Source organism: Nocardia sp. CA-084685 (genome assembly GCF_050955785.1).
Classification (GTDB): Bacteria; Actinomycetota; Actinomycetes; order Mycobacteriales; family Mycobacteriaceae; genus Nocardia.
Window position 1 is genome coordinate 2,392,650 of the sequence record NZ_CP192094.1, and the last position, 22,934, is coordinate 2,415,583.

Consider the following 22,934-nt stretch of genomic DNA (forward strand, 5'->3'; position numbering starts at 1 on the left):
TGAACTCGCCGAAACTTCAGTCGTACCGGAGCCTTGCCATAAAGGAGATAACGATGGAGCATGAACCGCTGGTCCTGGATCTGACCGGCGCCGATATCCAAGGCGAGAACGAGCGGATCCGGGAGCGCGGGCCGGTCGCGCTGGTCGCCCTGCCCGGTGGGGTGCCCGCGTGGTCGGTGACCGATGCCGCCGTGCTCAAGAGTCTGCTCGCCGATCCGCGGGTATCGAAAGACGCACGACAGCACTGGGCTTCGTTCATCAATGGCGAGATCACCGAGGAGTGGCCGCTGCTGCCGTGGGTCGCGGTCGACAATATGTTCACCGCGTACGGTAGCGACCACCGTCGCCTGCGCAAACTGGTCTCGCCCGCATTCACCCACCGCCGTACCACGGCGCTGCGTCCGCGTATCGAGGCGATCACCGAGGGGCTGTTGAACGCGCTGGCGGCCACGCCGAAGGGCGAGATCGCCGATCTGCGTGAGGCTTACGCCTATCCGGTGCCGATCGAGATCATCACCGAAATGATGGGTGTGCCCGAACATCTCGGTCCCGGCCTGCGTACATGCGTCGACGGCTTCTTCGACACCTCGTTCGGCCCAGAAGAAGCACAGGCCAACTACCTCGAGATGTACCGGCTGGTCAGCGAACTCGTGGCCTACCGGCGCGAGACTCCGGGCGACGATGTCACCAGCGTCCTCATCGCCACCCGCGACGAGGACGACGGCTCGCAGCTGAGCGAGAAGGAACTCGTCGACACCCTGATGCTGGTCATCAATGCCGGTCACGAGACCACGGTCAATCTGCTCGACCAGGCGATCTTCATCCTGCTCACCCATCCGGAGCAGCGCGCCGATCTGATCGAGGGCCGAGTCCCGTGGTCGGACCTGGTGGAGGAGACGCTGCGCTACGAGGCGCCGGTCGCGCATCTGCCGCTGCGCTACGCGGTCGAGGATATCGAGCTCGGCGAGATCCGAATTCCGAAGGGCGAGGCGATTCTCGCATCCTACGCCGCGGCGGGGCGCGATCCGAACCTGCACGGTGCCACCGCCGCGACGTTCGACTTGCAGCGGGTCAATAAGGAACACCTGTCCTTCGGGCACGGCGCGCACCACTGCATCGGCGCCCCGCTCGCTCGCCTGGAGGCGACGATCGCGCTTCCGGCCATATTCGAGCGCTTCCCGAATATGCGGTTGGCGGTGGATCCATCGGAATTGGCGCCGGTCGGCAGCTTCATTTCGAACGGACACCGCACGCTGCCGGTTCTGCTGGACTAGAGCGTTGTCGGGGTGCCGCACAGCGGCACCCCCTCGAACTATTCGTCGCCGAGCCCGCGTATCGCATCGAGTTGGGCGGCTGTGCCCAACACGATCAGAATCGAGTTCGCCGCGAGTACGGTTTCGCCGATGGGGTCGGCGATGAACTGCCCATTGGATGTGCGAATGGCCAGCACGAGTGCGCCGGTGGTCTGGCGCAATGCGATGTCCTTCAGTGTGCGGCCGACCAACGGCGAGTCCGAGACGATATCGAACTCCTCGACCCGGTAGTCGAGTGTTTCGTCGTGCATGACCACGTCGAGGAATTCGGCGACATTGGGTTGCAGTGCGAACGCCGCCATTCGGCGACCGCCGATCAACTGTGGGTTCACCGCCCGATTCGCTCCGGCCCGAAGCAGTTTCGACTTCGAACTCTCGGTGCGCGCCCTGGCGATAATGACCAGGTCCTGTCGCAGCGCCCGGCTCGATAAGGTCACGTAGACATTGTCGGCATCGGCGTCCAGCGCCGCGATCAAAGCGTGGGCGCGTTGGATACCCGCGGTCTCGAGCACGCTGTCATCGGTGACATCGCCGAGCACATTGGGATATTCGAGATTCTGTAGCCGCGCCGGATCGCGATCTACGACGACGATCTGTTTACCCAGGCCGCTGAGGTATTGCACGCATGCGCGGCCGACGCGGCCCCAGCCGCACACGATGATATGACCGGACATCCGGTCGATGCGCCGGTCCATCCGTCGCCTTTCCATGTGTTCGCGCAGATGTCCTTCGATGAGCGCCTCGAGCAGGACACCGAACATGTACAGCGCGGTGCCCGCGCCGACGAGAATGAGCACCATCGTGAATAGCTGACCTGCGGCGTTGAGCGGGTGGACCTCGCGAAAGCCGACGGTCGTTATCGTGGTGACCGTCTGATAGAGCGCATCCAGCAAACCGAACCCGAGAATCAGGTAGCCGACGGTGCCGGCCAGTAATACCAGCAGGAACGCCAGCACGGCTCGGCTGATTCGGCGTAACGGGCTCACGCGAGGATTGTCCACCCGCGGCAACGGTCCTACCTGGCAATTGCCGCGCAACGTACGTTATGCGATTGCCGGTTGCTCCTGGAGCGGTATCGGGGTGACTGCACCTTCGATCGCGCCGACCGCCGCACCGACGGCTGCGCCGGCCGCCGCCGCCGGTACGGCGATCACCCCGTAGCCGATGGCCGCCCCGATGACGGGGACGACTACCAGTCCCGCGGGGAGGAAGGGGATTCCGGCGATGAAACCCGTGGCCGCGCCGACGAGCGCACTGGTGGCGGCGAGCGGGGACGCTAGGGTGGCACCCGCCGACGCGCCGATGACGGCGTCGCCGATCATCGTATCGGCGACATGGTCGGAGCGGGCGCGGTCGGTACCACCCGACTGAATTCCCTGCGACAGCGCGGTTTTAGCATCACCGGACGCATCGTTGATCTGGGCGGCGTATTCGGGCGGCAGCCAGTCTGGGCGCTCCATCTGCAGATTGCCGATATGAATGCGATTGTCGAGGACAGGCGTCTGTGGGTCCTGGTCGGGTCGTGTCGCGTCCACGCTGTCAGTGGGGGCGGGCGCGGCGGAGTCCGGATCGGCCACCAGTGCGGTGGCGCTCCACAGCGGCAAGGGTGCGAATGCGATGTTGTCGCCGACCGGAGCCGATGGCTCGACGCCGAACCTATTGCCCAGTGGTTGCGGGTCAGCGGTCGCGGGTGCGGCGCTGATCAGGATGGCGGATAGCGGTGCCGCACTTGCCAAGGTGAGTGCAGCGGTTCGTCGACCTATGGGTCGGATCCGCGCGGGCGCTCGATGTTTGCCCATAAATAACCTCATTCCGAACTTGGGATTGTTACTTACCTACATTCGGAACAGCCGATCTTCCGGATGAATCTGCGATGTGGCAATTTATGGAGCCGGCGCCGGGGTATACGACGAGCATGACCGGACGAAAGATCGATCCGCGGACGACCGAGAACGCCGAGGGTGACTTCGCGGACGAGCACAGCAAACCAACGCATGCCGACGAACATCCGCAGGAGGAGCAGTTGGAAACCGACGAATCGACACCCGAGGGTTACGGCGGCTCGGACATCTGACGCCGACGGGCGCGCGGTAGGAATCCATACCGCGCGCCCAGGGGGCTCAGGCGACGGCGATCAAGCGCGCGGCATTGGCCGACTCATCGTCGGCCGCCTTGTTCGCGGCCAACTCCGCCTCTACCCGCTCGCGGTAGCGGGCGATCTCCCGATCCATGGTCACGGCATCCCAGCCGAGTCGGGCACCCATGAGGTAGGCCACCGCGGGTGCGGCGGTCAGGCCGCGGTCGGCGGTTTCGATCGAGATGCGCGTCCGGCGGGTCAGGACATCGTCGAGATGCAGTGCGCCCTCATGGGTCACCGCGTAGACGACCTCGGCGCCGAGGTATGCACCGGCACCGGGCAGCGACTCGGCCAACTCCGGTTCGGCCGCGATCAGATCGAACAAGTCGCAGATGCCCGAGCCATAGCGACCGAGCAGATGCTCGACGGTCGTCACGGGTAGACCGGCCCGCTGCGCGACGCTGTTCACATCGGCCGCCAGCTCCTGGTATCCGACCGCGCCGAGCAGCGGCAGGTGTTCGGTCACCGACGGGGCGGCCGCGCGACCCAGCCCCTCGACGGCCGCGTCCACCACATCGGCGGCCATCACACGGTAGGTGGTGTACTTACCGCCCGCGATCACGAATAGACCCGGAACCGGTTCCGCGACCGCGTGTTCGCGCGAGAGCGTCGCAGTATCGGCGGACGCGCCCGACAGCAGCGGCCGCAGACCCGCGTAGGTGCCGACAATATCGTTGCGGGTCAATGGCTCTCGCAGCACCGCATTCATGTGGTCGAGGATGTACTGCACATCGGCATCGCTGGCCACCGGATGATTCTTGTCCAGCGCCCAATCGGTATCGGTGGTGCCGATGATCCAGTGTCGGGCCCACGGAATAACGAACAACACGCTCTTCTCGGTGCGCATGATCAGGCCGGTATCCAGGTCGAGCCGCTCGCGCGGGACCAGGATGTGCACGCCCTTCGACATGCGTACGTGGAAGGGGAAATCCACGCCGGTCATCTTGTTCATCTCGTCGGTCCAGACGCCGGTCGCGCTGATCACCCGGCGGGCGCGCACGGTGTATTCGCGACCGGTCTCCACATCGGTGACATGCGCGCCGATCACTCGCTCACCGTCGCGTAGCAGACCGGTGACCTTGGTGCGGGTCAGTACCGTCGCGCCGTGCTGGGCGGCGGTGCGGGCGATGGTCATGGTGTGGCGCGCGTCGTCGACCTGTGCGTCGAAGTAGCGGATCGCGCCGATCATCGCGTCATCGCGCAGCGCGGGCGCCAATTCCATTGCGCGACTGTGCGATAGGTGCCGGTGCATGGGCAGCGCCCTGGCGCCACCGATGGTGTCGTACAGCGCGACTCCCGCGCCGATGTAGGCGCGCTCCCAGACCCGGTGTTGCAGCGGCAGCAGAAACGACACCGGGCGCACCAGATGCGGGGCGAGTCGGTGCAGCAGCAGCCCCCGCTCCTTCAAAGCCTCACGCACCAACCAGAAGTCGAGTTGCTCCAGATAGCGCAGGCCGCCGTGGATGAGCTTGCTCGAGCGGCTCGAGGTGCCTGCCGCGAAATCCCTTGCCTCGACCAGAGTGACGGTCAGGCCACGCGCGGCGGCATCGAGGGCGGCGCCGGCGCCGACCACACCGCCGCCGATAACAAGTACGTCGATTTCGTTGTCGCCCAATGTGTTCAATGCATTGGTGCGATAGTTCGAGTCCAAGCGTGCGGACACGGTATGTCTCCTTGTTTCGGTACTACTGAGTCTGCGAGTGTTCAGTCGTCGACGTCGATCCAGTCGAGCGTGCGCGAGACCGCTTTTTTCCAACGGGCGTAACCGCGTTCGCGCTGCTCCTGGGTCCCGGTGGGGGTCCAGCGCCTGTCCTCGCGCCAGTTCTGTACGAGTTCGTCGGTGCCGCTCCAGAATCCGACGGCCAATCCGGCGGCATAGGCCGCGCCGAGTGCGGTGGTCTCGGCGACCACCGGCCGCGAGACGGGCACATCGAGGAAGTCGGCTTGCAATTGCATGCACAGTTCGTTGGCCGTGACGCCACCATCCACGCGCAGGGTGTCGAGGCGCACACCGGAATCGGCCTCCATGGCCTCGACGACATCGCGGGTCTGATAGCAGATCGACTCCAGCGTGGCCCGTGCGAGATGGGCATTGGTGCTGTAGCGCGACAGCCCGACGATCACACCGCGTGCGTCCGAACGCCAATACGGTGCGAACAGGCCGGAGAAGGCGGGCACGAAGTAGACTCCGCCGTTGTCCTCTGCCTGCCTGGCCAGCGATTCGCTTTGTGCCGCACCGGAAATGATGCCGAGCTGATCGCGCAGCCACTGTACGGCCGAGCCGGTGACCGCGATCGAACCCTCCAGCGCGTAGACCGGCTTCTCGGCGCCGAACTGGTAGGCGACGGTGGTGAGCAGTCCGTGTCGGGAGCGCACGAGTTCGGTCCCGGTATTGAGCAGCAGGAAGTTTCCGGTGCCGTAGGTGTTCTTGGCCTCGCCGGGACGCAAGCACACCTGACCGACGGTGGCCGCCTGCTGGTCACCGAGCACACCCGCCAGCGGCACCGCACCGCCGAACGGTCCGTCGGCGCGGGTCCTGCCGAACAGTTCCGGATTCGATGATGGTGCGATGGTCGGCAGCATGGTGCGCGGAATTCCGAACAGGGACAACAGCTCGTCGTCCCAGTCGCAGGTTTCCAGATCCATCAGCATGGTGCGGCTGGCATTGGTCGGATCGGTGACGTGCACGCCGCCGTCGATGCCGCCGGTGAGATTCCACAGCAGCCAGGTGTCGGTGGTGCCGAAGACCGCCTCGCCCTTGTCCGCGTCGGCGGCGACGCCGGGCACATTGTCCATGATCCAGCGCAACTTGCCGCCGGAGAAGTAGGTGGCCGGCGGCAAACCCGCTTTGCGGCGGATGATTTCGCCGTGACCCGCGCGTTCGATTTCGGCGGCGATCTTGTCGGTACGGGTGTCCTGCCAGACGATGGCATTGCAATACGGCCGCCCGGTCCGGCGATTCCACACCACGGTCGTTTCGCGCTGATTGGTCACGCCCACCGCGGCCAGATCGCTCGCGACGAGATTCGCTTTGTTCAGGGTGGACACGATGACCGAGCGGGTGCGCTCCCAGATCTCGGTCGGGTTGTGCTCCACCCACCCCGCTCGCGGCAGGATCTGCTCGTGCTCGAGCTGATGCCGGGCGATCTCATTGCCGCCGTGGTCGAACACCATGAAGCGCGTGCTCGTGGTGCCCTGATCGATGGCGCCGACATACTGGCTCATCGCCGTCCTTTCTGCCGCGGTTGCGGCCACCGGAGGCGACGTTACGGCCGGATTTCCGAAACGGACATAGCGTGCGTTCGACAATGCCGAACGGTTGTGATGGTCACGGCGTTCGACATCGTCGAATCGCGAGGATAGGTTTCCGCGTATGCCCGGTCCGATCCAATCGATCGAACGAGCGGCGGCCGTCCTGCAGCTGCTCGCTCGGGGTTCCGGCCGTCTCGGGGTCGGCGAAATCGCGGGTGCGCTCGGGCTTGCCAAGCCGACCGCGCACGGCATCCTGCGCACATTGCATGGTGTCGGATTCGTCGAACAGGATCAGGTCAGCGGCAAGTACCAGCTCGGCGCGGCCGTACTGCATCTCGGCACGAGTTATCTCGACAACAATGAACTGCGCTCGCGGGCGATCAACTGGGCCGATGCCCTGGCCGCGCGGACCGGGGAGTCGGTGCGAATCGGTGCCGCGGCGGACGAAAGCGTGGTGGTCGTGCATCACGTCTTCCGGCCGGACCACACCGAACAGGCGCTCGAGGTCGGTGAACTCTTGCCGGCGCATGCGACCGCGCTCGGCAAGGTGCTGCTCGCCTATGATGCCGAGCTCGCCGACGCTGTTCGCGGTGCTGAACTGGCGTCGCTCACCCGACGCACCATTGTCGATCGGGCGGCCCTCACCCGGGCGCTTGCCGCGGTCCGGCAGGCTGGATGGGCGGGGGAGACCGAAGAATTCCGGTCCGGGGTGGCCGGTATAGCGGCGCCGATCCGGACACACGGCGGACTCGTGGTCGGTGCGATCGGGATCAGCGGACCGGTCGATCGGCTCTGTGATCCGCAACTGCGGCACCGGCCGACGCTGGTCGGGCACGTCCGCGACGCCGCGCATGCGGTATCGCGGGATCTCGGTGCGGGACACTGAATTTCGCCCGGCTCGACCAACCGAATCGCCCTCCGACAGGAAGTAACCGATGTCGCAACGCTATGTGCTGGCGATCGACCAGGGCACCACCTCCACCAGGTGCATCCTGTTCGATCAGCGCGCTCGCCTGGTCGGCGTCGCACAGCGCGAACACCAGCAGCACTATCCGCGGCCCGGCTGGGTCGAACAGGATGCGCTGGAGATCTGGCGCAATGTCGAGCGGATCGTGCCGCAGGCGCTGCGGGATTCCGGCATCGCCGCGGCACAGGTTGCCGCCATCGGCATCGCGAATCAGCGCGAGACCACGGTGGTGTGGGATCGCCGCACCGGTGTGCCGATTCGGCGGGCGGTCGTCTGGCAGGACGTGCGCACCGACGAGCTGGTGCGCGAATTCGAGCGCAAGCCTGGTGCGGAACGGATCCGTGAACTGTGCGGCCTGCCGCTGGCCGGCTATTTCGCCGCGCCGCGCCTGCGCTGGCTGCTGGATACCATTGCGGGCCTGCGGGAACGGGCCGAGCGCGGGGAGGTGCTGTTCGGCACCATGGAGACCTGGCTGATCTGGAATTTGACCGGCGGACCGGACGGCGGTGTACATCGCACGGATGTCACCAATGCCAGCCGCACGCTCTTGATGAATATCGCCTCACTCGCCTGGGATCGAGAACTATTGGAGTTCTTCGGAATTCCGGCCGCGATGCTGCCCAGCATTCAGCCCTCGACCGCGTCCTATGGGACGACTAGCCGGGTGGTGCCCGGCATCCGAATCGCCGCCGCGCTCGGCGATCAGCACGCCGCACTGTTCGGCCAAACCTGTTTCAACCGTGGGGAAACCAAGTGCACCTACGGCACCGGTGGCTTTCTGATGATGAATACCGGGCGTGAGCTGGTGCAATCCTCGCACGGTTTGCTCACCACCATCGGCTATCAGATCGAATCCGAACCGGTGTACGCGCTGGAGGGACCGATCGCGGTCACCGGCTCGCTGGTGCAGTGGGTGCGCGACAATATCGGTCTGGTGTCGAGCGCACCCGAGATCGAAACTCTCGCTCGCACAGTCGAAGACAACGGTGGTTGCTATATCGTGCCCGCTTTCTCCGGCCTGTATGCCCCGCATTGGCGCAGTGACGCAAGAGGCCTCGTCATCGGCCTGACCTCCTACATCAACAAGGGCCACCTCGCTCGGGCCGTCCTGGAGGCCACCGCCTGGCAGACCCGCGAAGTCGTCGACGCCATGAACGCCGACTCCGGACTCCAAGCCCGCAACCTGCGGGTCGACGGCGGCATGACCTCCGACAACCTGCTCATGCAGATCGTCGCCGACGTCCTCGATATCCCCGTCATGCGCCCCTTCGTCGCCGAAACCGTCTCGCTCGGAGCCGCTTACGCCGCCGGACTGGCCGTCGGCTATTGGCCCGATCTCGAAGGCCTGCGCAGCAATTGGCGCCTCGCCGGTCAATGGATCCCGCACATGGACCCTATTCACCGCGAAGACGAATACGACAACTGGCAACGCGCCGTAGCCCTGACCTTCGGCTGGTCACGCTCGAGGCGGTAGTACTACGGTGACCGCGAATCCGTCGGGGTGACGTGTCACGACTCAGCGGAAACCTGAATCACGCTTAGACTTCGGCGATGCGAGCTTCCTTGCGCACGGCCGTCTTCGGACTGATTACCGCGATGACCGTCGTGCTGATGCCAAGGGCTACGGCGCAGCCGGTTGATCCGGCGTTCTGTGGCACTGCGCTGTCGGTCGGCGAACTGGACACCATCGCGCAACTCTCCGATACCAGCACGCTGACCGGAGATGCGTCGCAGCGCTTGGAGACCGCGGTCACGCGCCACCATGAGATCACCGAAATTCTGGTCGCGCACCGGGATCGGCGCGGACTGTTTCCGCTCGGACTCGACGGTGTGGAGCAGGTGGCGGTAATGCCATTGCAGCGCGACCCCGGTGCGTTCCAGGATCGCGAGTACGCGCATGCGATCAGCCTGGAATTGCTGCGGCGATTCCTGGTCAATGTGCATGCGGCATTCACCGGCGCGCCGGTCGAGCCGCAGTGGGCGCGGTACTTCGAACTCGCTGGCCGGTGCGAGGTATCACCTGCCCGCGTCGCCATGGCGGGCTACAACGCCCATTTGAGCGTTGATCTCGCGTATTCGGTCGCGACGGTTGCGAGTATGCCGGAGAACGCGCCCGACTACTTCGAGATTGTGGACGCCATCGCAGCCTCCGGCCAGGTGATCATTGATTGGACCAAGCAGATCTACAACGGTGATCTCGGTCCGCTGTGGCGGTTCTATTTCGTCGGCGAGGGTCTGGACCTGTTGCTCGGTGCGGGCGTGGCGACCGGGCCGCTGCTCAGGGCCGCCGATCTCGGATACAACGTGGTGATCTACGGCAATGGCCTGGCTCTGGAGGATCCTCTCCTGCACGATCCGACCACGGCCGAGATCCGGCTGCTCAGCGATTCCGTCGAAACGGCATTGGATGTATTGACACTGCTCCGGGGTCTGTGAGACGCCTTGTCAGTACGGGTTCGATCGGATACGGCAAGGAGTCGCGGTGGGCATCTCACTCGTCAAGGGACAGAACGGTCCGCTCGCGGTGTCGAATGTCGTTGTCTCGGTGCGATCCATCGCCCCAGCCGATGTCTCGGCATTGCTGGTGACCGAATCGGGCCGCGTTCGCACCGACGCTGATTTCGTCTTCTTCAATCAGCCACAGGCACCCGGTGTCGAGCTGCGATCGGGAACGCCTGCGGCGCTGGCCGTTTCCATGCCGCAGGTACCGGCCGATATTGCCCAGATCCGGATGGTCATCACTGTGGACGAATCCGGGGCGACTTTCGGGCAATTCGCGCCGCCGGTTGCGACTATCGCCGATGGAGCCGGAAATGCGCTCTACGAGTACGTGATCGACGGACTCGACAGCGAATCTGTTGTTATCGCACTCGAGCTCTATCGCCGTAGTTCCGAGTGGAAGGTCCGCGCGGTCGGGCAAGGCTATGCGGGCGGGTTCGCCGCGCTGGTCACCGACCATGGGGTGAGCGTCGACGACGAGCCCGCTGCCGAGGTTCGCACCGTACCCGGTGAGGCCGGACTCTCCTTCGAGAAGCGCGCCGAACTCGACCTGCGCAAACGCGAAGTAGCCAAGGTTCTTATCAACAAAAACGCCTTCGGGATTCGCGCCCGCGTTATCCTGGTCATAGATAAGACCCTCAGCATGAGCAGGCAATACAGCAAGCAGGTCGTGCATCGCGTTGTGCAGCGGATGATCCCGGTGGCCACCCAGCTCGATGAGGACGGCACCTTGGCGGCCTACCTCTACGCTCTGTCCTTCGCGAAACTGCCGGACATCACCGTCGAGCACGGCGAGGCATGGGCCAAGACCTTCTTGCACCTCACCGGCATTCACCAGGGCATCGACTACGCCAGGATCGGCGGCCGCAATGACGAACTGCCGATCATGCGCGAGATCGTCGCCTCGCTGCGACACCGGGATGCGCCGACGCTGGTGCTGTTCTTCACCGATGGCGGCTTCGCGAAGAAGCGCGAGATCGCCGCACTCATGCGCGATGCGTCCCGACTGCCCGCCTTCTGGCAGTTCGTCGGCCTCGGCAGGGCGAACTATGGCCTGCTGCGCACCATCGACGAGATGTCGGACCGGGTCGTGGACAACGCGGGCTTCTTCGCCCTTGACGACATAGACCAGGTGGACGACGCGCAGCTGTATGCCCGGTTGCTGGGCGAATTCCCGGACTGGCTGCGCGCGGCCGGGCAGGCGGGCATTCTGGGCTGAATGCTGCCGGCCCGCAGCCGAAGTCGCGGACTCAGCCGATGACGGCGTTCATGATGGTGCCCGCGCTGGTGGCGATCACACCGCCGATCATGGCCCCGGCCACCATCTTCGGGGATTCCAGACCGCCGCCGCTCCACTTCTCCCACGCGAAGCGACCACCCGCGTAGATGATGGCGCAAATGCCGGCGAGCAGCACGAACCAAGTGAAGTAGCGGACCAGTTGAAGAATCTTGTCGGACACCGGAGGGGCCTCGGGGGTGGGGTTGCCGATCTGCGCCCAAGTGTCGAAAACGGTGGCCAGGATCATCTCGTGTAGCTCATTCTGGATGCGGGACAGGGGGTTAACGCGCTCTGCGAGCGATGGTATCGGTTTCTCGGCGACCGCGCAGTCACGATGCCTGCGCGCTTGCGAGAACACTCGTTGTGCGGATCATGGAAAGGGCGTGATAGTCGAGGAGTAGACGATGAACATCGATCTGATGTCGATCGGCGATGCCTATGCGACGTTGGCGCAGATCCAGAATCCGACGCCGCAAGCTCCGCCGCTATCGGACAAGCTGCTGCAGATGGTGCGCTATCTGACCTGGTTTGCCCTGCTGTCCGGAATAATCAGCATCATCTATGCGGGCGGCCGGTTCGCCTGGGAGAAATGGAGCGGCAGTGCGATGCAATCGCCGAAGATGGTGGCGGGAGCGATGATCGGCGGTCTCGTGGCCACCAGTGCGGGCACCATTATGAATTCGATTCTCGGCACCGGCTGATCGGCGAAATCCCGGCCGCATCGCCGCTTGACCGACTTATGGCAAATATGTGGCTATACTCCGGCTGATCTCTCTCGAAGTTGTCCGACCTGATCGGGAAAGTAGGGAGAAGGCATGAGTATGTCGCGGCGATCTGTGCTGCTGGCCGGTGCCGTAACGGGCGCGGGCTTGGTCGCGTGCGGCAAATCCACGGACTCCGATAACGTGGCGAGTTCGAGTAGTGTGCCGCCGAGTGATCCGCGTTCGATCGCGACCGACGCCTATATCTATGGATATCCGTTGGTGTTAATGGATGTCACGCTGCAGTCGAATACCGCCGCCGTACCCGCCAATCGGATCTGGGCCGTCAGCCCGGTGAATCCCGGGATGAATACGGTGGTTATGCCGAATATCGACACCCTTTATGCCACGGCCTGGCTCGACGTGGGTACCGAACCGGTGGTGCTGCAGGTTCCGCCGATGGACGGTGACCGGTACTGGCTCATGCAGATACTGGATGCCTGGACCAATACCGCCCACAATCCCAGCAGCGTCGCACCTGGGGTGCGCGCCGGGCAGGATCCGCCGTACGGCTATGTGATCACCGGCCCCAATTGGGCTGGTGCGCTGCCGGATAACCTGACCAGATTGGCGATGCCCACCGCGACCGCATGGCTGATCGGGCGCGTCGAACTGCGCGGCGAGGCCGATTTCGCTACCGCCGAGAGTGTGCAGCGGCAGGTGCTGCTCGCACCGTTGAGCGCTTGGTTGCGCGGTGACCGGCCGACCCCGGTGATCAACCCAGTCATGACCGCGCCGATCGCACCTCCGCAGGAGGTCGCGCGGATGGACGGGCGCACCTTCTTCGACCGGCTCTGCGCACTGATGCTCACCAACCCGCCGACCCGCGACGATGCCCCCGCGTTGCAGCGGTTTTCGAAGGTCGGCATCCAGCCGGGCGGCACGGCTTATGCTCCGGTCGCCGATCTCAACGCGGCGGTGGCGGCTGGCCAGATGCGCATTCCGGACTACGCCAATCCCAAAGCCAGACGTGAGAACGGCTGGGGTTTCGCGACGAATCTCGGCACCTACGGCACCGATTACGCACTGCGTGCCTCGACTGCGTGGACCGCACTCGGAGCGAATCTGCCGGAAGACATCGTCTATCCGGAGATCAGCGCGAATGCGGGGGAGTTGGGTGCGCCGCGCTCGTACCGGTTGCATTTTCCCCCAGGCCAGACGCCGCCCGCGCGGGCCTTCTGGTCGCTGACCGCCTACACGGCCGAGCGCCTTCTGGTGCCGAACCCTGCGGGCATCTACTCGGTCGGTCATCAGCGTCCCGTCGTACCGCTGCCGGACGGCTCGGTGGAACTCGCTATCCAGGCTGCCGAACCGGGAAGGGATGTGCCGTACGGCAATTGGTTGCCGATCCCGGAAACCGGCACCTTCCGGCTGGCGCTTCGCCTGTATGTGCCCGAGGAGCGCGCGCTCGATGGTCGCTGGCAGCCGCCCAGTCTGAACCGAGTCGGATGAAGGAGATTCATGAAGGTCGCGCGCAGAACCGATCGGTCGAACTCACTGTGCAGCATGAGGATCCGGGTGTGAGCGTACCGGGCAACTGGCTGCCTATTCCAGCATCCGGCCAGTTCTCGCTGACCACTGGGCGGTATGCGCCGAAAGATATTGCCATCGACGGGCATTCGCTACCGCCTGTCCCAACCGTAGTGCCGTAGGAGGCGAGCAACCATGGGCCGCTTGACTTTCCCGATCTCGTTCGCCGTCGCGGCGGTGCTGGTACTCGCCGCGCCCGTCGCCGCCGCCGAGGTGGGTGATGAGGACGGTGTGCCGTCGCGAACCGCGTTCTCCTTCCGTTCGGTGCTGCCGGGCGTGCAGTGGGGCACCAGCAACGAATACGAGATGCGCACCGGCTTGTCACTGGTCAAGCTTTATATGGTCGACTACGCGCTGCATCGAGGTGACGGTTCGGCGACGGACCTCGCGTTGGCGGAACGGATGATTCGCTATTCCGACGACTCCGCGGCCGACGCACTCGGCGCGAAGTACCCACAGGCGATCGATGCCATCGCCGCGGAATACCATCTGACCGCTACCAAATCGGGCCCGGCCTGGGGCATGTCGTACACCAGCACCGCGGATGTGGCCACCTTCCTGGCGACCAAGAAGCGCACCGAACCCGGTTCGCCGATCTTCGGCTGGATGGCCGCGGCGGGTGCGCAGGCGGCCGACGGCACCGCACAGGATTGGGGGACCGCGCGGCTGCCCGGTGTCCAGGGCAGCAAATGGGGCTGGTCGGACAGCGGACCGCTGGAGGTGGCCTCGGCATCGTTCGGCGAAACTTTCGCGGTCGCGGCCCATACCCGCGGCACACCAGAGGAGCAGACGGCCGATGTCTCCGCCACCGTGCCGTTTCTGCTACTGGCTCTGGTCAAGCGCCTGACGGGATAGTCGGGGGTCGGTCGTCGCCGTCCCAGGTCCAGTGCGGCACCGCGCGGATCGGATGCAGTTCGGCATCTGATGTGGCATGCGAATTCTGTTGTGCCACTCGCGCGCCGAATTCGGCATGCTCGCGCACCGCGTCCCGGAAGGCCGGATCGTCGAACAGCCCCGCCTCCTCGAACGCCTCCAGATACAGCTTGGCGAAGCGCTCGCGCTGTTCGTCGGTGATTTCGAGGCCGCGGTGTACGGCGATGATGTAGTCGAATCCGAGGTTGCGGGTGAAACGGTCCGGGCCGCCGAAGGATTCGGCGGTGAACCAGGTGAGATGGTCGACGTGTGTGGGGTGGCGTTCGGTGAACTGGGTTTTCAGCACCGGATCGGCCAGCACCTTGTCGTAGAAGGCTTCTTCGACGCGATGCAATGCCTCGTCGCCACCGGCGTGCTCGTACAGGCTGGGCATGGGGGACCTCCGAACGGTGACATGTTGGTCCCATTACATGCTGGTCCGCTCGGTCGCGTCCACGGTTTCGTGGATAAGCGATCAACAGAGTTATTTATAGCTGATCGCTATCTTCGATGAGTGGCCGGACCGCTGTCGCGACTGAAGTTAACGGGGTTTACTAAACGGTATTCACAAACTACTCGATATGTGGTTTTATCGGCTTCGGAACGTGTCCCCACAACGTCGTGAGGTCTGCAGCCCATGCCAGACCGGTAGGAGATAGCCGTGACCGTGACCACCCCGTCGATTCCCGCGGGATTCGACTTCACCGACCCGGACCTGCTGTCCACCCGCCTGCCCATCCAGGAATTCGCGGAGTTGCGCCGGACCGCCCCGGTCTGGTGGTGCGCGCAGTCCGGCCGGGCCAGCGGCTTCGATGACGGCGGCTACTGGGTCATCTCCAAGCTCGACCACATCAAGGAGATCTCGAAGAACCCGGAGGTGTTCTCCTCACACGAGAACACCGCGATCATCCGGTTCAACGAGGAAACCACCCGCGAGCAGATCGACATGCTCGGCAATATGCTGATGCTCAACCAGGATCCGCCGCAGCACACCAAGACCCGCCGCATCATTTCCAAGGGGTTCACCCCGCGTGCGGTGGAGAGCCTGCGTGCGGCGCTCACCGACCGCGCGGCCCGGATTGTGCACGAGGCCAAGCAGACCGGGCGCGGTGACTTCGTCGAACAAGTCGCCTGCGAACTGCCGCTACAGGCCATTGCCGAACTGATCGGGGTGCCGCAGGACGACCGCAAGAAGCTGTTCGACTGGACCAACCAGATGATCTCCTACGACGATCCGGAGTTCGACGGTAATCACCACGCCGCCACCGCCGAGGTGATGGGCTACGCCTGGAATATGGCCGAAGAGCGGCGCAAATGCCCGGCCGACGATATCGTCACCCAGCTGATCAATGCCGATATCAACGGTGAGCAGCTCGGCTCGGACGAATTCGCGTTCTTCGTGATCCTGCTGTCGGTCGCGGGCAATGAAACCACTCGAAATTCGATCACCCACGGCATGAAGGCCTTCGTCGACAATCCGGACCAATGGGAGCTCTATAAGGAGCAGCGGCCCCGCACCGCGCCCGATGAGATCGTGCGCTGGGCCACCCCGGTGACCGCATTCCAGCGCACCGCCACCCAGGACACCGAGGTCGGCGGCCAGCAGATCAAGAAGGGACAGCGCATCGGGCTGTTCTACAGCTCGGCCAATTTCGACGAGGACGGATTCGAGGATCCGTTCACCTTCAACGTGCTGCGCAACCCGAATCCGCACGTCGGTTTCGGCGGCACCGGCACGCACTACTGTGTCGGTGCGAACCTGGCCCGGCTGCAGATCGATCTGATGTTCAATGCCATCGCCGACGTGATGCCGAACCTGCGTCAGGTCTCCGATCCGGTACGACTGCGCTCGGGTTGGTTGAACGGAATCAAGCGCTGGGAGGTCGAATACGCTTGAATTCCCCTATGAACAGCGCCAAGCCGCGCGGGCGGGCACCGGTGGTTTCGGATGCGGATATCCGCCGGGTGGCCCGCGCACTGCTGGTCGAGCACGGTCCCGATGCGGTCACGCTGCGGGCGATCGCGCGCGAACTCGGCATTACCGCGCCCGCGCTGTACCGGTACTACAACTCGCGCGAGGACCTGTTGGAGAGTCTGCGCCTGGAGTTCTGCGAGGACCTCGCCGCCGAGTTGTCCGAGCAGATCGCCATGCTGCCCGATGACGGCGCGGTGCAGTTCTTCGCCATCTGCAAGGGATTCCGGCGCTGGGCGCTGGCGCACACCAGGGAATTCACCCTGGTGTTCGCCTCGCCGGGTGCGGGCCGCGCGCGCATGCTGCGCCGGTTCGACGAGCCGTTCGGGCGGATTTTCCTCGCTGCCGCCGGACGGCTGCTGGCCACCTACGATGTCGTGACACCGCCGACCGACGTGATTCCGGCGGAGCTGCGCGAGGACCTCGTACTGTTCCAAACCGAGCTGCTGGCAGCGCTTTCGGAGTCCGGACAGAAATTTCCAGCCGAAAAGCTCGACCTCGGTGTGACGTATCTGATGATTCAGATCTGGGCCCGGCTCTACGGGCACGTCACACTCGAGGTGTTCGGGAATTATCCGATCCCGCTGTCGAATCCGGAGATCCTGTTCGATGCGATGCTGGCCGATCTGGGACGCACGGCAGGGTTGATCAGCGAGTAGGTCGGCGGGAGAGCCATTCGGCGTAGCCGATGCCGATCGCGTCGCCGTTGCCGTCCAGGCAGAGGGCGCCGGACCGAAGGGCGCGGCCAGCGCGTCCCGGGATCGGCACCGGAAGCGCAAGCAACGTGCGGCCGGTGTGTTCGCGGTAGATGTCGGCGAGTTCGGTGAGGGTATGCACGGTCGGACCGGCGATATCCGGGACGCGTCCGGCCGGGCCGTTGTCCACCGCATCGGCGAGCCTTGTCGCGACAGCGTCGACATCGATCGGCTGTATCTTCGCCGTCGAGCGCGGTGCGATCCGCCAGCGTGCCGATGCGGCGAGGATTCCAGTGACGAGTTCGTGGAATTGGCTGGCGCGCAATAGTGTCCAGGGAATCTCGCCGGTGGTGACCACCTGTTCCTGCTCCACCTTCGCGTTGTAATAGCCGAAGGGGACGAGATCGCAACCGACGATGGAGATTTCGACGTGGTGGCCGATACCTGCCTGCTGCTCGGCCGCAAGGAGGCGACGCACGCCATCCACCATCACCGAACGGGTTCGGCTGCGCGCGCTGACCGCGTCGACGACGGTGTCGCAGCCCTCCAGTGCGGGCTCCAGGCCGGAGCCGGTGGCGAGATCCGCGGCGTGGTGTTCCACGGTCTGATCTGCCGGGGCGGTCCGGCTCACCACGCGAACCCGATGTCCGCGCGCATTCAGCTCGCGTACCACCGAGGCCCCTAGTACCCCGGTCCCGCCGATAACCGCTACCTGCATTGATCCTCCCAAACGACGCTGTTCGGTATTGGACGCTACGGTGACACGCCGGAGCGCTCAACGTGCTTCATCACATATGCATTGTTCGCCACATCGGTGTTCCGGTGCGCGATGGCGTGCGGTATCCGGATCAGATCCGCGCCCCCTTTGCGCGGTTGCAGGCGCGACAGAGAATCTGCAGATTGGTCGCACTGGTCGCACCACCGCGACTCAGCGGAATGATGTGATCGAATTCCAAGTAGTGGCCATCGCCGCATTCGACGCACTTGCCGCCGTCCCGTTGCCACACCTCGGCCTTGACCTCCTGGGGGATGCTGCGTGTGTCGCGCTGGCCAGGGGTGAGGACCAGGCGTTTGGCGACCCGAAGCGCCCCTTCCAGGGCGGCCGCGACGTAATCCGGATCCTCGACATCGAAGGTGGCCCCACCGCGGGACGAGGTCGCCGCGACGACCACCCAACGCTGCTCGACATGCACTGAAACCACCCGGTTCCATGGCAATTCGGTGCCGGTATCGGTACCGACGAACCTCAATTTCTTATTACTGGCGATCAGTCTGCCGTCGGTGAGTTTCGGTCCCTTCGCGAGCTGGCGGACGTGCACGGCGGGCAGATCGACATGCACCTTCTCCTCCGGATCCAGATGCAGGCCCGGCGTTCGCACCACCGGCAGATCACCGCCGCGCAACCGCGACAGCGTGCGCCCGCGATACATCCGCCTGCGCAGATCCTCGACCAGAGGTCCGCTGAGCGCCAATTCCTCGATCGTGTACTCGAACGCCTCGAACTCGCGCTGCTCGATCTCGCCATCCGCGAAGGCGAAGGCGACCAGCCGCTCGACGTAAGTCAGTGCCACATCCCGTAGCGCCGCCCGGCCCAGACCCTCGTCGATTCGCTGATACCGCAACGACGCCCACAGCGCATCCCACTCCGCACCGCGCGGCCCGGCCGCGGTCAGCGCCCGCCAGGCCTGGGTATGCCAGTGGGTGAGGAATTCCTCGATCTCGTGGTCGCAGCTCTGGCACGGCGCGAGCCCACCGAACAGCTTGCGGCGCCGGGGGTTTCCGCACCGTTGACAACTGCGCGGACCAGGCCGTAGCTGTTCGAATGTGGCACTGGTCCATTCGGCCCCATCCCACCAACGCATGCGCGCGGGGTTCTCGGGGTCCGAATGCCAGTCGGCGCGTTCGGGATTCGGCGGTGCTGGTATAGGCGGTTCCACCTCGTGCCGCTGGCGCTGAAGGTCCACTGGCCTGTTGGGCCGCGGCCGAGCAGGCCGTTCGTCCGTCGGGTCCGGGCGATGGGCGGCTCGGTCGCGGGGCTCTGTGGCGGCGCTGTGGCGCCAAGCCTGATCTGCGCGGTTCGCGCCGAGCGTGCGTGGTCGGGCCGGTCCTTCATCGGGCCGATCATGCTGTCGGGTGGGGGCTGGGTGGGTGCCCTCCTGGTCCCACGGCGCAGTGTCGAGCTGGTTAGGACCAGGCGAGCCGGTCAGCGCCGTGCCAGTCGAAACACGTTGCTGCACTGGGTAAGCGGGTATCCGGTCCGCGTGCGAGCGATCGGATGTCGGTTCAGCGGGGCCGTCGACGGTGACGCCGAATTCGGTGACCAGGCCGGGGAGTCCGCTGTCCCAACCCTGGCCGATCGCGCGGAAGCGCCACTGGCCGTCGCGGCGGTAGAACTCGCCGAACATCATCGCGGAGACCGCATCGGGATCGGTGATCTCGAATTGGGCGATCGGCCCGTGCGCGGCCTCGATGGTGAGGGTCAGATCCGCGATATCGCCGAAGGTGCCGTCGTCGATCGATCCGGCGACCACGATCCGCGCCACATCCGATTCGGTGCGCGGTAGCGACACGCTCAGTCGAGCCGTTCCGGGTGCCGGTTCTTGATCGAGCGTTACCGCCTGCGACATATGTCGGGGTGCATTGAAGAACACCAGATCCCGATCGGTGCGCACGGTCCCGGCCTCCGCCAGCAACAGCGCATGCGCATCCACCGCGTGCCCCGACCGCCATGAAACAACCACGGCAAGAAGGGAAGTCGGCACCGCCGCATTGGCCCCTTTACTCAGTTTCATCGTGCTCGAACTATGCCACGAACCACCGACACGCCGAATCCGGCGGTCCATACCTTCGGCGATGCGAGCGAGTGCCCGTCGACGCGACACAAACCGATCGGTCGGGGATATCCGGCCCAGCGCGCCAAGGGTGCGGCAGAGTGGAGGGATGACTACCCCGAAGGGAGGCGGCCGCAAGGCCTCGACTCCGAAGGTGCCGGGTGGGCGAGTGCCGAGTCCCGGCGATGTTCTGGCGGCCGCGCAATCGGCGGTGGAGGCGGCACAGTCGGCGGCGAGTCAAGTATTGGATGCCGCACAACTCACAGCTGGCCAGGCCTTCGATGCGGCGGTGCGCCTGCCACCCGCCTCGGCTCAGCTGGCGGCGCAGCTACCGGATCTGATCGAGAGGCTCTCGATCGCCATCGACCGGCTCAACTCCACCATCGACCGCCTGGACCGCACGCTGTCGTTGGCGGATCCGGCCTTCGCCGCTTACGACCGACTATTGCCCCGCCTGGAGGCAATGATCGGCCTCGGCGAAGACCTCTTCATGGCCCTCGCCAAACTCCCTGGCGTCTCCCTCCTCGGCCGGTTCACCGGCAAATCAGCCGAACCGCCGCCGCCACCCGAACCGCCGAAACGCCGCCGACGCAAATAGCGGCACCCGGTGCGGGCAGCCATGACGGGTGCTCAGTGGGGTGCGGCGCGGTGGGTGGCGGCGGCCTTGAGTAGGGTTTCGTGGTATTCGTCCGCGGGGTCGGAGTCCAGGACGATCGCGCCGCCCGCGCCGATGCGCCAGTGCCCGTCGTGGCGGACCGCGGTGCGGATGACGATATTGAGGTCAGCGGTGCCCGCCAGTCCGAGGAAGCCGATGGTGCCCGAATAGATACCGCGCGCTTCGGTTTCCAGTTCGTCGATGATCTCCATGGTGCGCAATTTGGGCGCCCCGGTCATCGAGCCGCCAGGGAAACACGCACGCAGACAATCGATCACGTCGACATTCGGACGCAGTGTGCCGCGCACGGTGGAAACCAGTTGGTGCATGGTCGAATACGTCTCGGTGGCCATCAATTTCGGCACGTGCACGCTGCCGACCTGGCAGACCCGGCCCAGGTCATTGCGCAGCAGGTCGACGATCATCAGATTCTCGGCCCTGGTCTTCGGACTGTCGGCCAGTTCGCGCCGCAGCCGCTCGTCCTCGGCGGCCGTGTCCCCGCGCGGCGCGGTGCCCTTGATCGGCTTGCTCTCCACGGTGCGGGCGCGGTCCACCTTCAGGAAGCGTTCCGGTGAGGAGCAGGCGATTTCGAGATCGTCGAAGCGCAGATACGCCGCGTACGGCGCGGGATTGCAGCGGCGCAGCGTGCGATAGAAGTCGAGCCCGTCCGATTCGCCGGCCGCCATGGACGCGGTGTCGGTAATGCAGATTTCGTAGGACTCGCCCGCATGCAGCCGCTCTTGGCACACCGCGATATCGGCGAGATACCGCTCCCGCCCGCGGGTGAACAGCGGTGCGACGGCGGCGGTATCGGAGCGCGCCTCGAGTGTCGGCGGATTGGCCCACGTCGGCAGGGATTCCAGGATCTCGCGGGTATCGCGCAACCAATCCGCGCCGGCCCGAAGGGCTTCCGGTGTTGGATCGGTGAGTGCGAGCAGATGGGTGCGACCACCGACATGGTCCACGACCACGATCCGGTCGGCGAAGATCCACTGCGCGTCCGGCGTCGAGGCACGATGCGCGGCATTCGCGCCGCAATCGGCCTTCACCTCATAGCCCAGGTATCCGACGTAACCACACGCGAAATCGAAAGGCAGATCGAGGAGTTCGGTATGTCTCAGGTGTAGCTGTCCGGCGAGATAGTCGAGAATTCCGCCGGGTACGGTCCGCCGATTCCCGTCCGAGGATTCGACCGTCACCTTGTTCTCACCGACCCGGTAGCGGATCACCTCGGCCAGCGGCCCGCTGGCATCCCCGAGAAAGGAGAACCGATCCAGTCCCGGTTCGACATGTTCGCTGTCGAGCCAGAATGCGGTGGGGGAGTTGCCGTATAGCCGCAGGAACGCTGCCTCGGTATCGATCGCCCGCTCGATCACGGCATGCCGCAGCTGCCAGGAGCGCCGGGATTCGCGGAACTCGTGTCTACCCGTGAGCGGCTCGGCATTCTCGAACGGCGCGATAATGCTCGATCTAATCTGCTGGCCCGCAGTAAGTTTCGCGAAATTGCCGAGCAATGCCGCACCGTACTCGCTGGCGATCGATTCGGGATGGAACTGCACCCCCCACTGCGGTCTGCTCCGGTGCCGCACTCCCATGATCACACCATCGGCCGCGACGGCGGTGATCTCGAGACTGTCCGGTAACGGCCGCTGCGCGCACAGCGAGTGGTATCGCACCGCGGTGAAACCCTCGGGCAGCCCGGCGAACAGTTCGTCGCCGTCGTGCTCGATGTGATCGAGATAGCCGTGCCGCGCGGTGGGCGCGGTCCGCACGATGCCGCCCGCCGCGACGACGATGGCCTGATGTCCGAGACAGACACCGAGCAGCGGCAGTTCGGTCTCGCGAATCACCGCGGCCGAAATGCCGATATCCCGACCGACATCCGGGCGACCCGGTCCGGGGGAGATGACGACGTTGTCGAAGCGTTCCAGTCGCAGCCGGGCGATATCGTCGACCTCGTCATTGCGCACGACCGTCGGTTCTTCCCCGTTCACCTCGCTGATCAGCTGATACAGGTTGTAGGTGAACGAGTCGTAATTGTCGATCAAGAGCGTGCGCATCGTGCCACGAACCCTACGCCGCGCCGGTCGGCATAAACTGTTGTCACGCGCCTTCAGTTGGGTTCGGCGCG

General features: G+C 65.1%; 21 protein-coding genes. 12 read left to right on the top strand and 9 right to left on the bottom strand.

The genetic code is table 11. The features are described 5' to 3' along the window. Positions 1 to 53 precede the first annotated feature (53 nt). On the top strand, positions 54 to 1,274 hold the full coding sequence (locus ACQP2U_RS10765; RefSeq protein ID WP_433714542.1) for a cytochrome P450 family protein: 1,221 nt from the start codon (positions 54 to 56) through the stop codon (positions 1,272 to 1,274). Positions 1,275 to 1,312: 38 nt separating this feature from the next. On the opposite strand, the gene ACQP2U_RS10770 is transcribed toward ACQP2U_RS10765, so the two are convergent. Further along, positions 1,313 to 2,299, bottom strand: a complete 987-nt coding sequence (locus ACQP2U_RS10770; RefSeq protein ID WP_433714543.1) for a potassium channel family protein — start codon at positions 2,297 to 2,299, stop codon at positions 1,313 to 1,315. Positions 2,300 to 2,356: 57 nt separating this feature from the next. Next, positions 2,357 to 3,112: a hypothetical protein gene (locus ACQP2U_RS10775; protein WP_433714544.1), complete on the bottom strand. Its 756-nt coding sequence runs from the start codon at positions 3,110 to 3,112 to the stop codon at positions 2,357 to 2,359. Positions 3,113 to 3,228: 116 nt separating this feature from the next. On the opposite strand from ACQP2U_RS10775, the gene ACQP2U_RS10780 reads away from it, so the two are divergent. Beyond that, the gene (locus ACQP2U_RS10780) at positions 3,229 to 3,387 is read left to right on the top strand and encodes a hypothetical protein (protein ID WP_327096614.1); all 159 of its coding nucleotides are present in this window, start codon (positions 3,229 to 3,231) and stop codon (positions 3,385 to 3,387) included. A gap of 46 nt (positions 3,388 to 3,433) precedes the next feature. Here ACQP2U_RS10780 and glpD read toward each other — a convergent pair whose 3' ends face one another. Together glpD and glpK (ACQP2U_RS10790) are read right to left on the bottom strand one after the other, a co-directional pair. Further along, positions 3,434 to 5,113 carry a glycerol-3-phosphate dehydrogenase gene (gene glpD / locus ACQP2U_RS10785; RefSeq protein ID WP_433714545.1) on the bottom strand — a complete coding sequence of 560 codons (1,680 nt, stop codon included), beginning with the start codon at positions 5,111 to 5,113 and terminating at the stop codon, positions 3,434 to 3,436. Positions 5,114 to 5,154: 41 nt separating this feature from the next. Beyond that, entirely contained in the window at positions 5,155 to 6,675 is a 1,521-nt protein-coding gene (gene glpK, locus ACQP2U_RS10790) for a glycerol kinase GlpK (RefSeq protein WP_433714546.1), read from the bottom strand. 148 nt (positions 6,676 to 6,823) lie between these two features. On the opposite strand from glpK (ACQP2U_RS10790), the gene ACQP2U_RS10795 reads away from it, so the two are divergent. The 4 genes from ACQP2U_RS10795 (at position 6,824) to ACQP2U_RS10810 (ending at position 11,387) form a co-directional block, all read left to right on the top strand. Beyond that, a complete protein-coding gene (locus tag ACQP2U_RS10795; protein WP_433714547.1) occupies positions 6,824 to 7,588 on the top strand; it encodes an IclR family transcriptional regulator in 765 nt (254 codons plus the stop codon). Between the two features lie 49 nt (positions 7,589 to 7,637). Then, positions 7,638 to 9,143, top strand: a complete 1,506-nt coding sequence (gene glpK, locus ACQP2U_RS10800) for a glycerol kinase GlpK (RefSeq protein WP_433714548.1) — start codon at positions 7,638 to 7,640, stop codon at positions 9,141 to 9,143. 77 nt (positions 9,144 to 9,220) lie between these two features. Next, the gene (locus tag ACQP2U_RS10805; protein WP_433714549.1) at positions 9,221 to 10,105 is read left to right on the top strand and encodes a DUF5995 family protein; all 885 of its coding nucleotides are present in this window, start codon (positions 9,221 to 9,223) and stop codon (positions 10,103 to 10,105) included. A gap of 46 nt (positions 10,106 to 10,151) precedes the next feature. Further along, the gene (locus ACQP2U_RS10810; protein ID WP_433714550.1) at positions 10,152 to 11,387 is read left to right on the top strand and encodes a vWA domain-containing protein; all 1,236 of its coding nucleotides are present in this window, start codon (positions 10,152 to 10,154) and stop codon (positions 11,385 to 11,387) included. 31 nt (positions 11,388 to 11,418) lie between these two features. Here the strand turns inward: ACQP2U_RS10810 and ACQP2U_RS10815 are convergent, their stop codons facing one another. Continuing rightward, positions 11,419 to 11,694, bottom strand: coding sequence for a hypothetical protein (locus ACQP2U_RS10815; RefSeq protein ID WP_397032815.1), 276 nt, complete (start codon positions 11,692 to 11,694; stop codon positions 11,419 to 11,421). Positions 11,695 to 11,851: 157 nt separating this feature from the next. Between ACQP2U_RS10815 and ACQP2U_RS10820 the strand changes: the two genes are divergently transcribed. From ACQP2U_RS10820 to ACQP2U_RS10830, 3 genes are all read left to right on the top strand, one after another. Next, positions 11,852 to 12,148, top strand: coding sequence for a hypothetical protein (locus ACQP2U_RS10820; protein WP_397032813.1), 297 nt, complete (start codon positions 11,852 to 11,854; stop codon positions 12,146 to 12,148). 114 nt (positions 12,149 to 12,262) lie between these two features. After that, positions 12,263 to 13,660: a DUF1254 domain-containing protein gene (locus ACQP2U_RS10825; RefSeq protein WP_433714551.1), complete on the top strand. Its 1,398-nt coding sequence runs from the start codon at positions 12,263 to 12,265 to the stop codon at positions 13,658 to 13,660. A 213-nt stretch (positions 13,661 to 13,873) separates the two neighbouring features. Beyond that, positions 13,874 to 14,593, top strand: coding sequence for a hypothetical protein (locus ACQP2U_RS10830; RefSeq protein ID WP_433714552.1), 720 nt, complete (start codon positions 13,874 to 13,876; stop codon positions 14,591 to 14,593). Here ACQP2U_RS10830 and ACQP2U_RS10835 read toward each other — a convergent pair. Next, positions 14,574 to 15,044, bottom strand: a complete 471-nt coding sequence (locus tag ACQP2U_RS10835; RefSeq protein WP_433714553.1) for a group II truncated hemoglobin — start codon at positions 15,042 to 15,044, stop codon at positions 14,574 to 14,576. The genes ACQP2U_RS10830 and ACQP2U_RS10835 overlap by 20 nt on opposite strands. A gap of 273 nt (positions 15,045 to 15,317) precedes the next feature. Between ACQP2U_RS10835 and ACQP2U_RS10840 the strand changes: the two genes are divergently transcribed. Then, entirely contained in the window at positions 15,318 to 16,547 is a 1,230-nt protein-coding gene (locus ACQP2U_RS10840) for a cytochrome P450 (protein WP_433716421.1), read from the top strand. Positions 16,548 to 16,555: 8 nt separating this feature from the next. Next, positions 16,556 to 17,281 (top strand): TetR/AcrR family transcriptional regulator, encoded by a 726-nt coding sequence (locus ACQP2U_RS10845; RefSeq protein WP_397032805.1) that lies wholly within the window; start codon positions 16,556 to 16,558, stop codon positions 17,279 to 17,281. Here the strand turns inward: ACQP2U_RS10845 and ACQP2U_RS10850 are convergent. Beyond that, positions 17,271 to 18,035: an SDR family oxidoreductase gene (locus ACQP2U_RS10850; RefSeq protein WP_433714554.1), complete on the bottom strand. Its 765-nt coding sequence runs from the start codon at positions 18,033 to 18,035 to the stop codon at positions 17,271 to 17,273. The genes ACQP2U_RS10845 and ACQP2U_RS10850 overlap by 11 nt on opposite strands. A 130-nt stretch (positions 18,036 to 18,165) precedes the next feature. Beyond that, complete coding sequence (locus tag ACQP2U_RS10855; protein WP_433714555.1) at positions 18,166 to 20,109, bottom strand: TerD family protein; 1,944 nt, start codon at positions 20,107 to 20,109, stop codon at positions 18,166 to 18,168. 148 nt (positions 20,110 to 20,257) lie between these two features. On the opposite strand from ACQP2U_RS10855, the gene ACQP2U_RS10860 reads away from it, so the two are divergent. Beyond that, on the top strand, positions 20,258 to 20,746 hold the full coding sequence (locus ACQP2U_RS10860; RefSeq protein WP_433714556.1) for a hypothetical protein: 489 nt from the start codon (positions 20,258 to 20,260) through the stop codon (positions 20,744 to 20,746). A gap of 32 nt (positions 20,747 to 20,778) precedes the next feature. On the opposite strand, the gene pabB is transcribed toward ACQP2U_RS10860, so the two are convergent. Next, entirely contained in the window at positions 20,779 to 22,863 is a 2,085-nt protein-coding gene (pabB, locus tag ACQP2U_RS10865; RefSeq protein WP_433714557.1) for an aminodeoxychorismate synthase component I, read from the bottom strand. Positions 22,864 to 22,934: the final 71 nt, after the last annotated feature.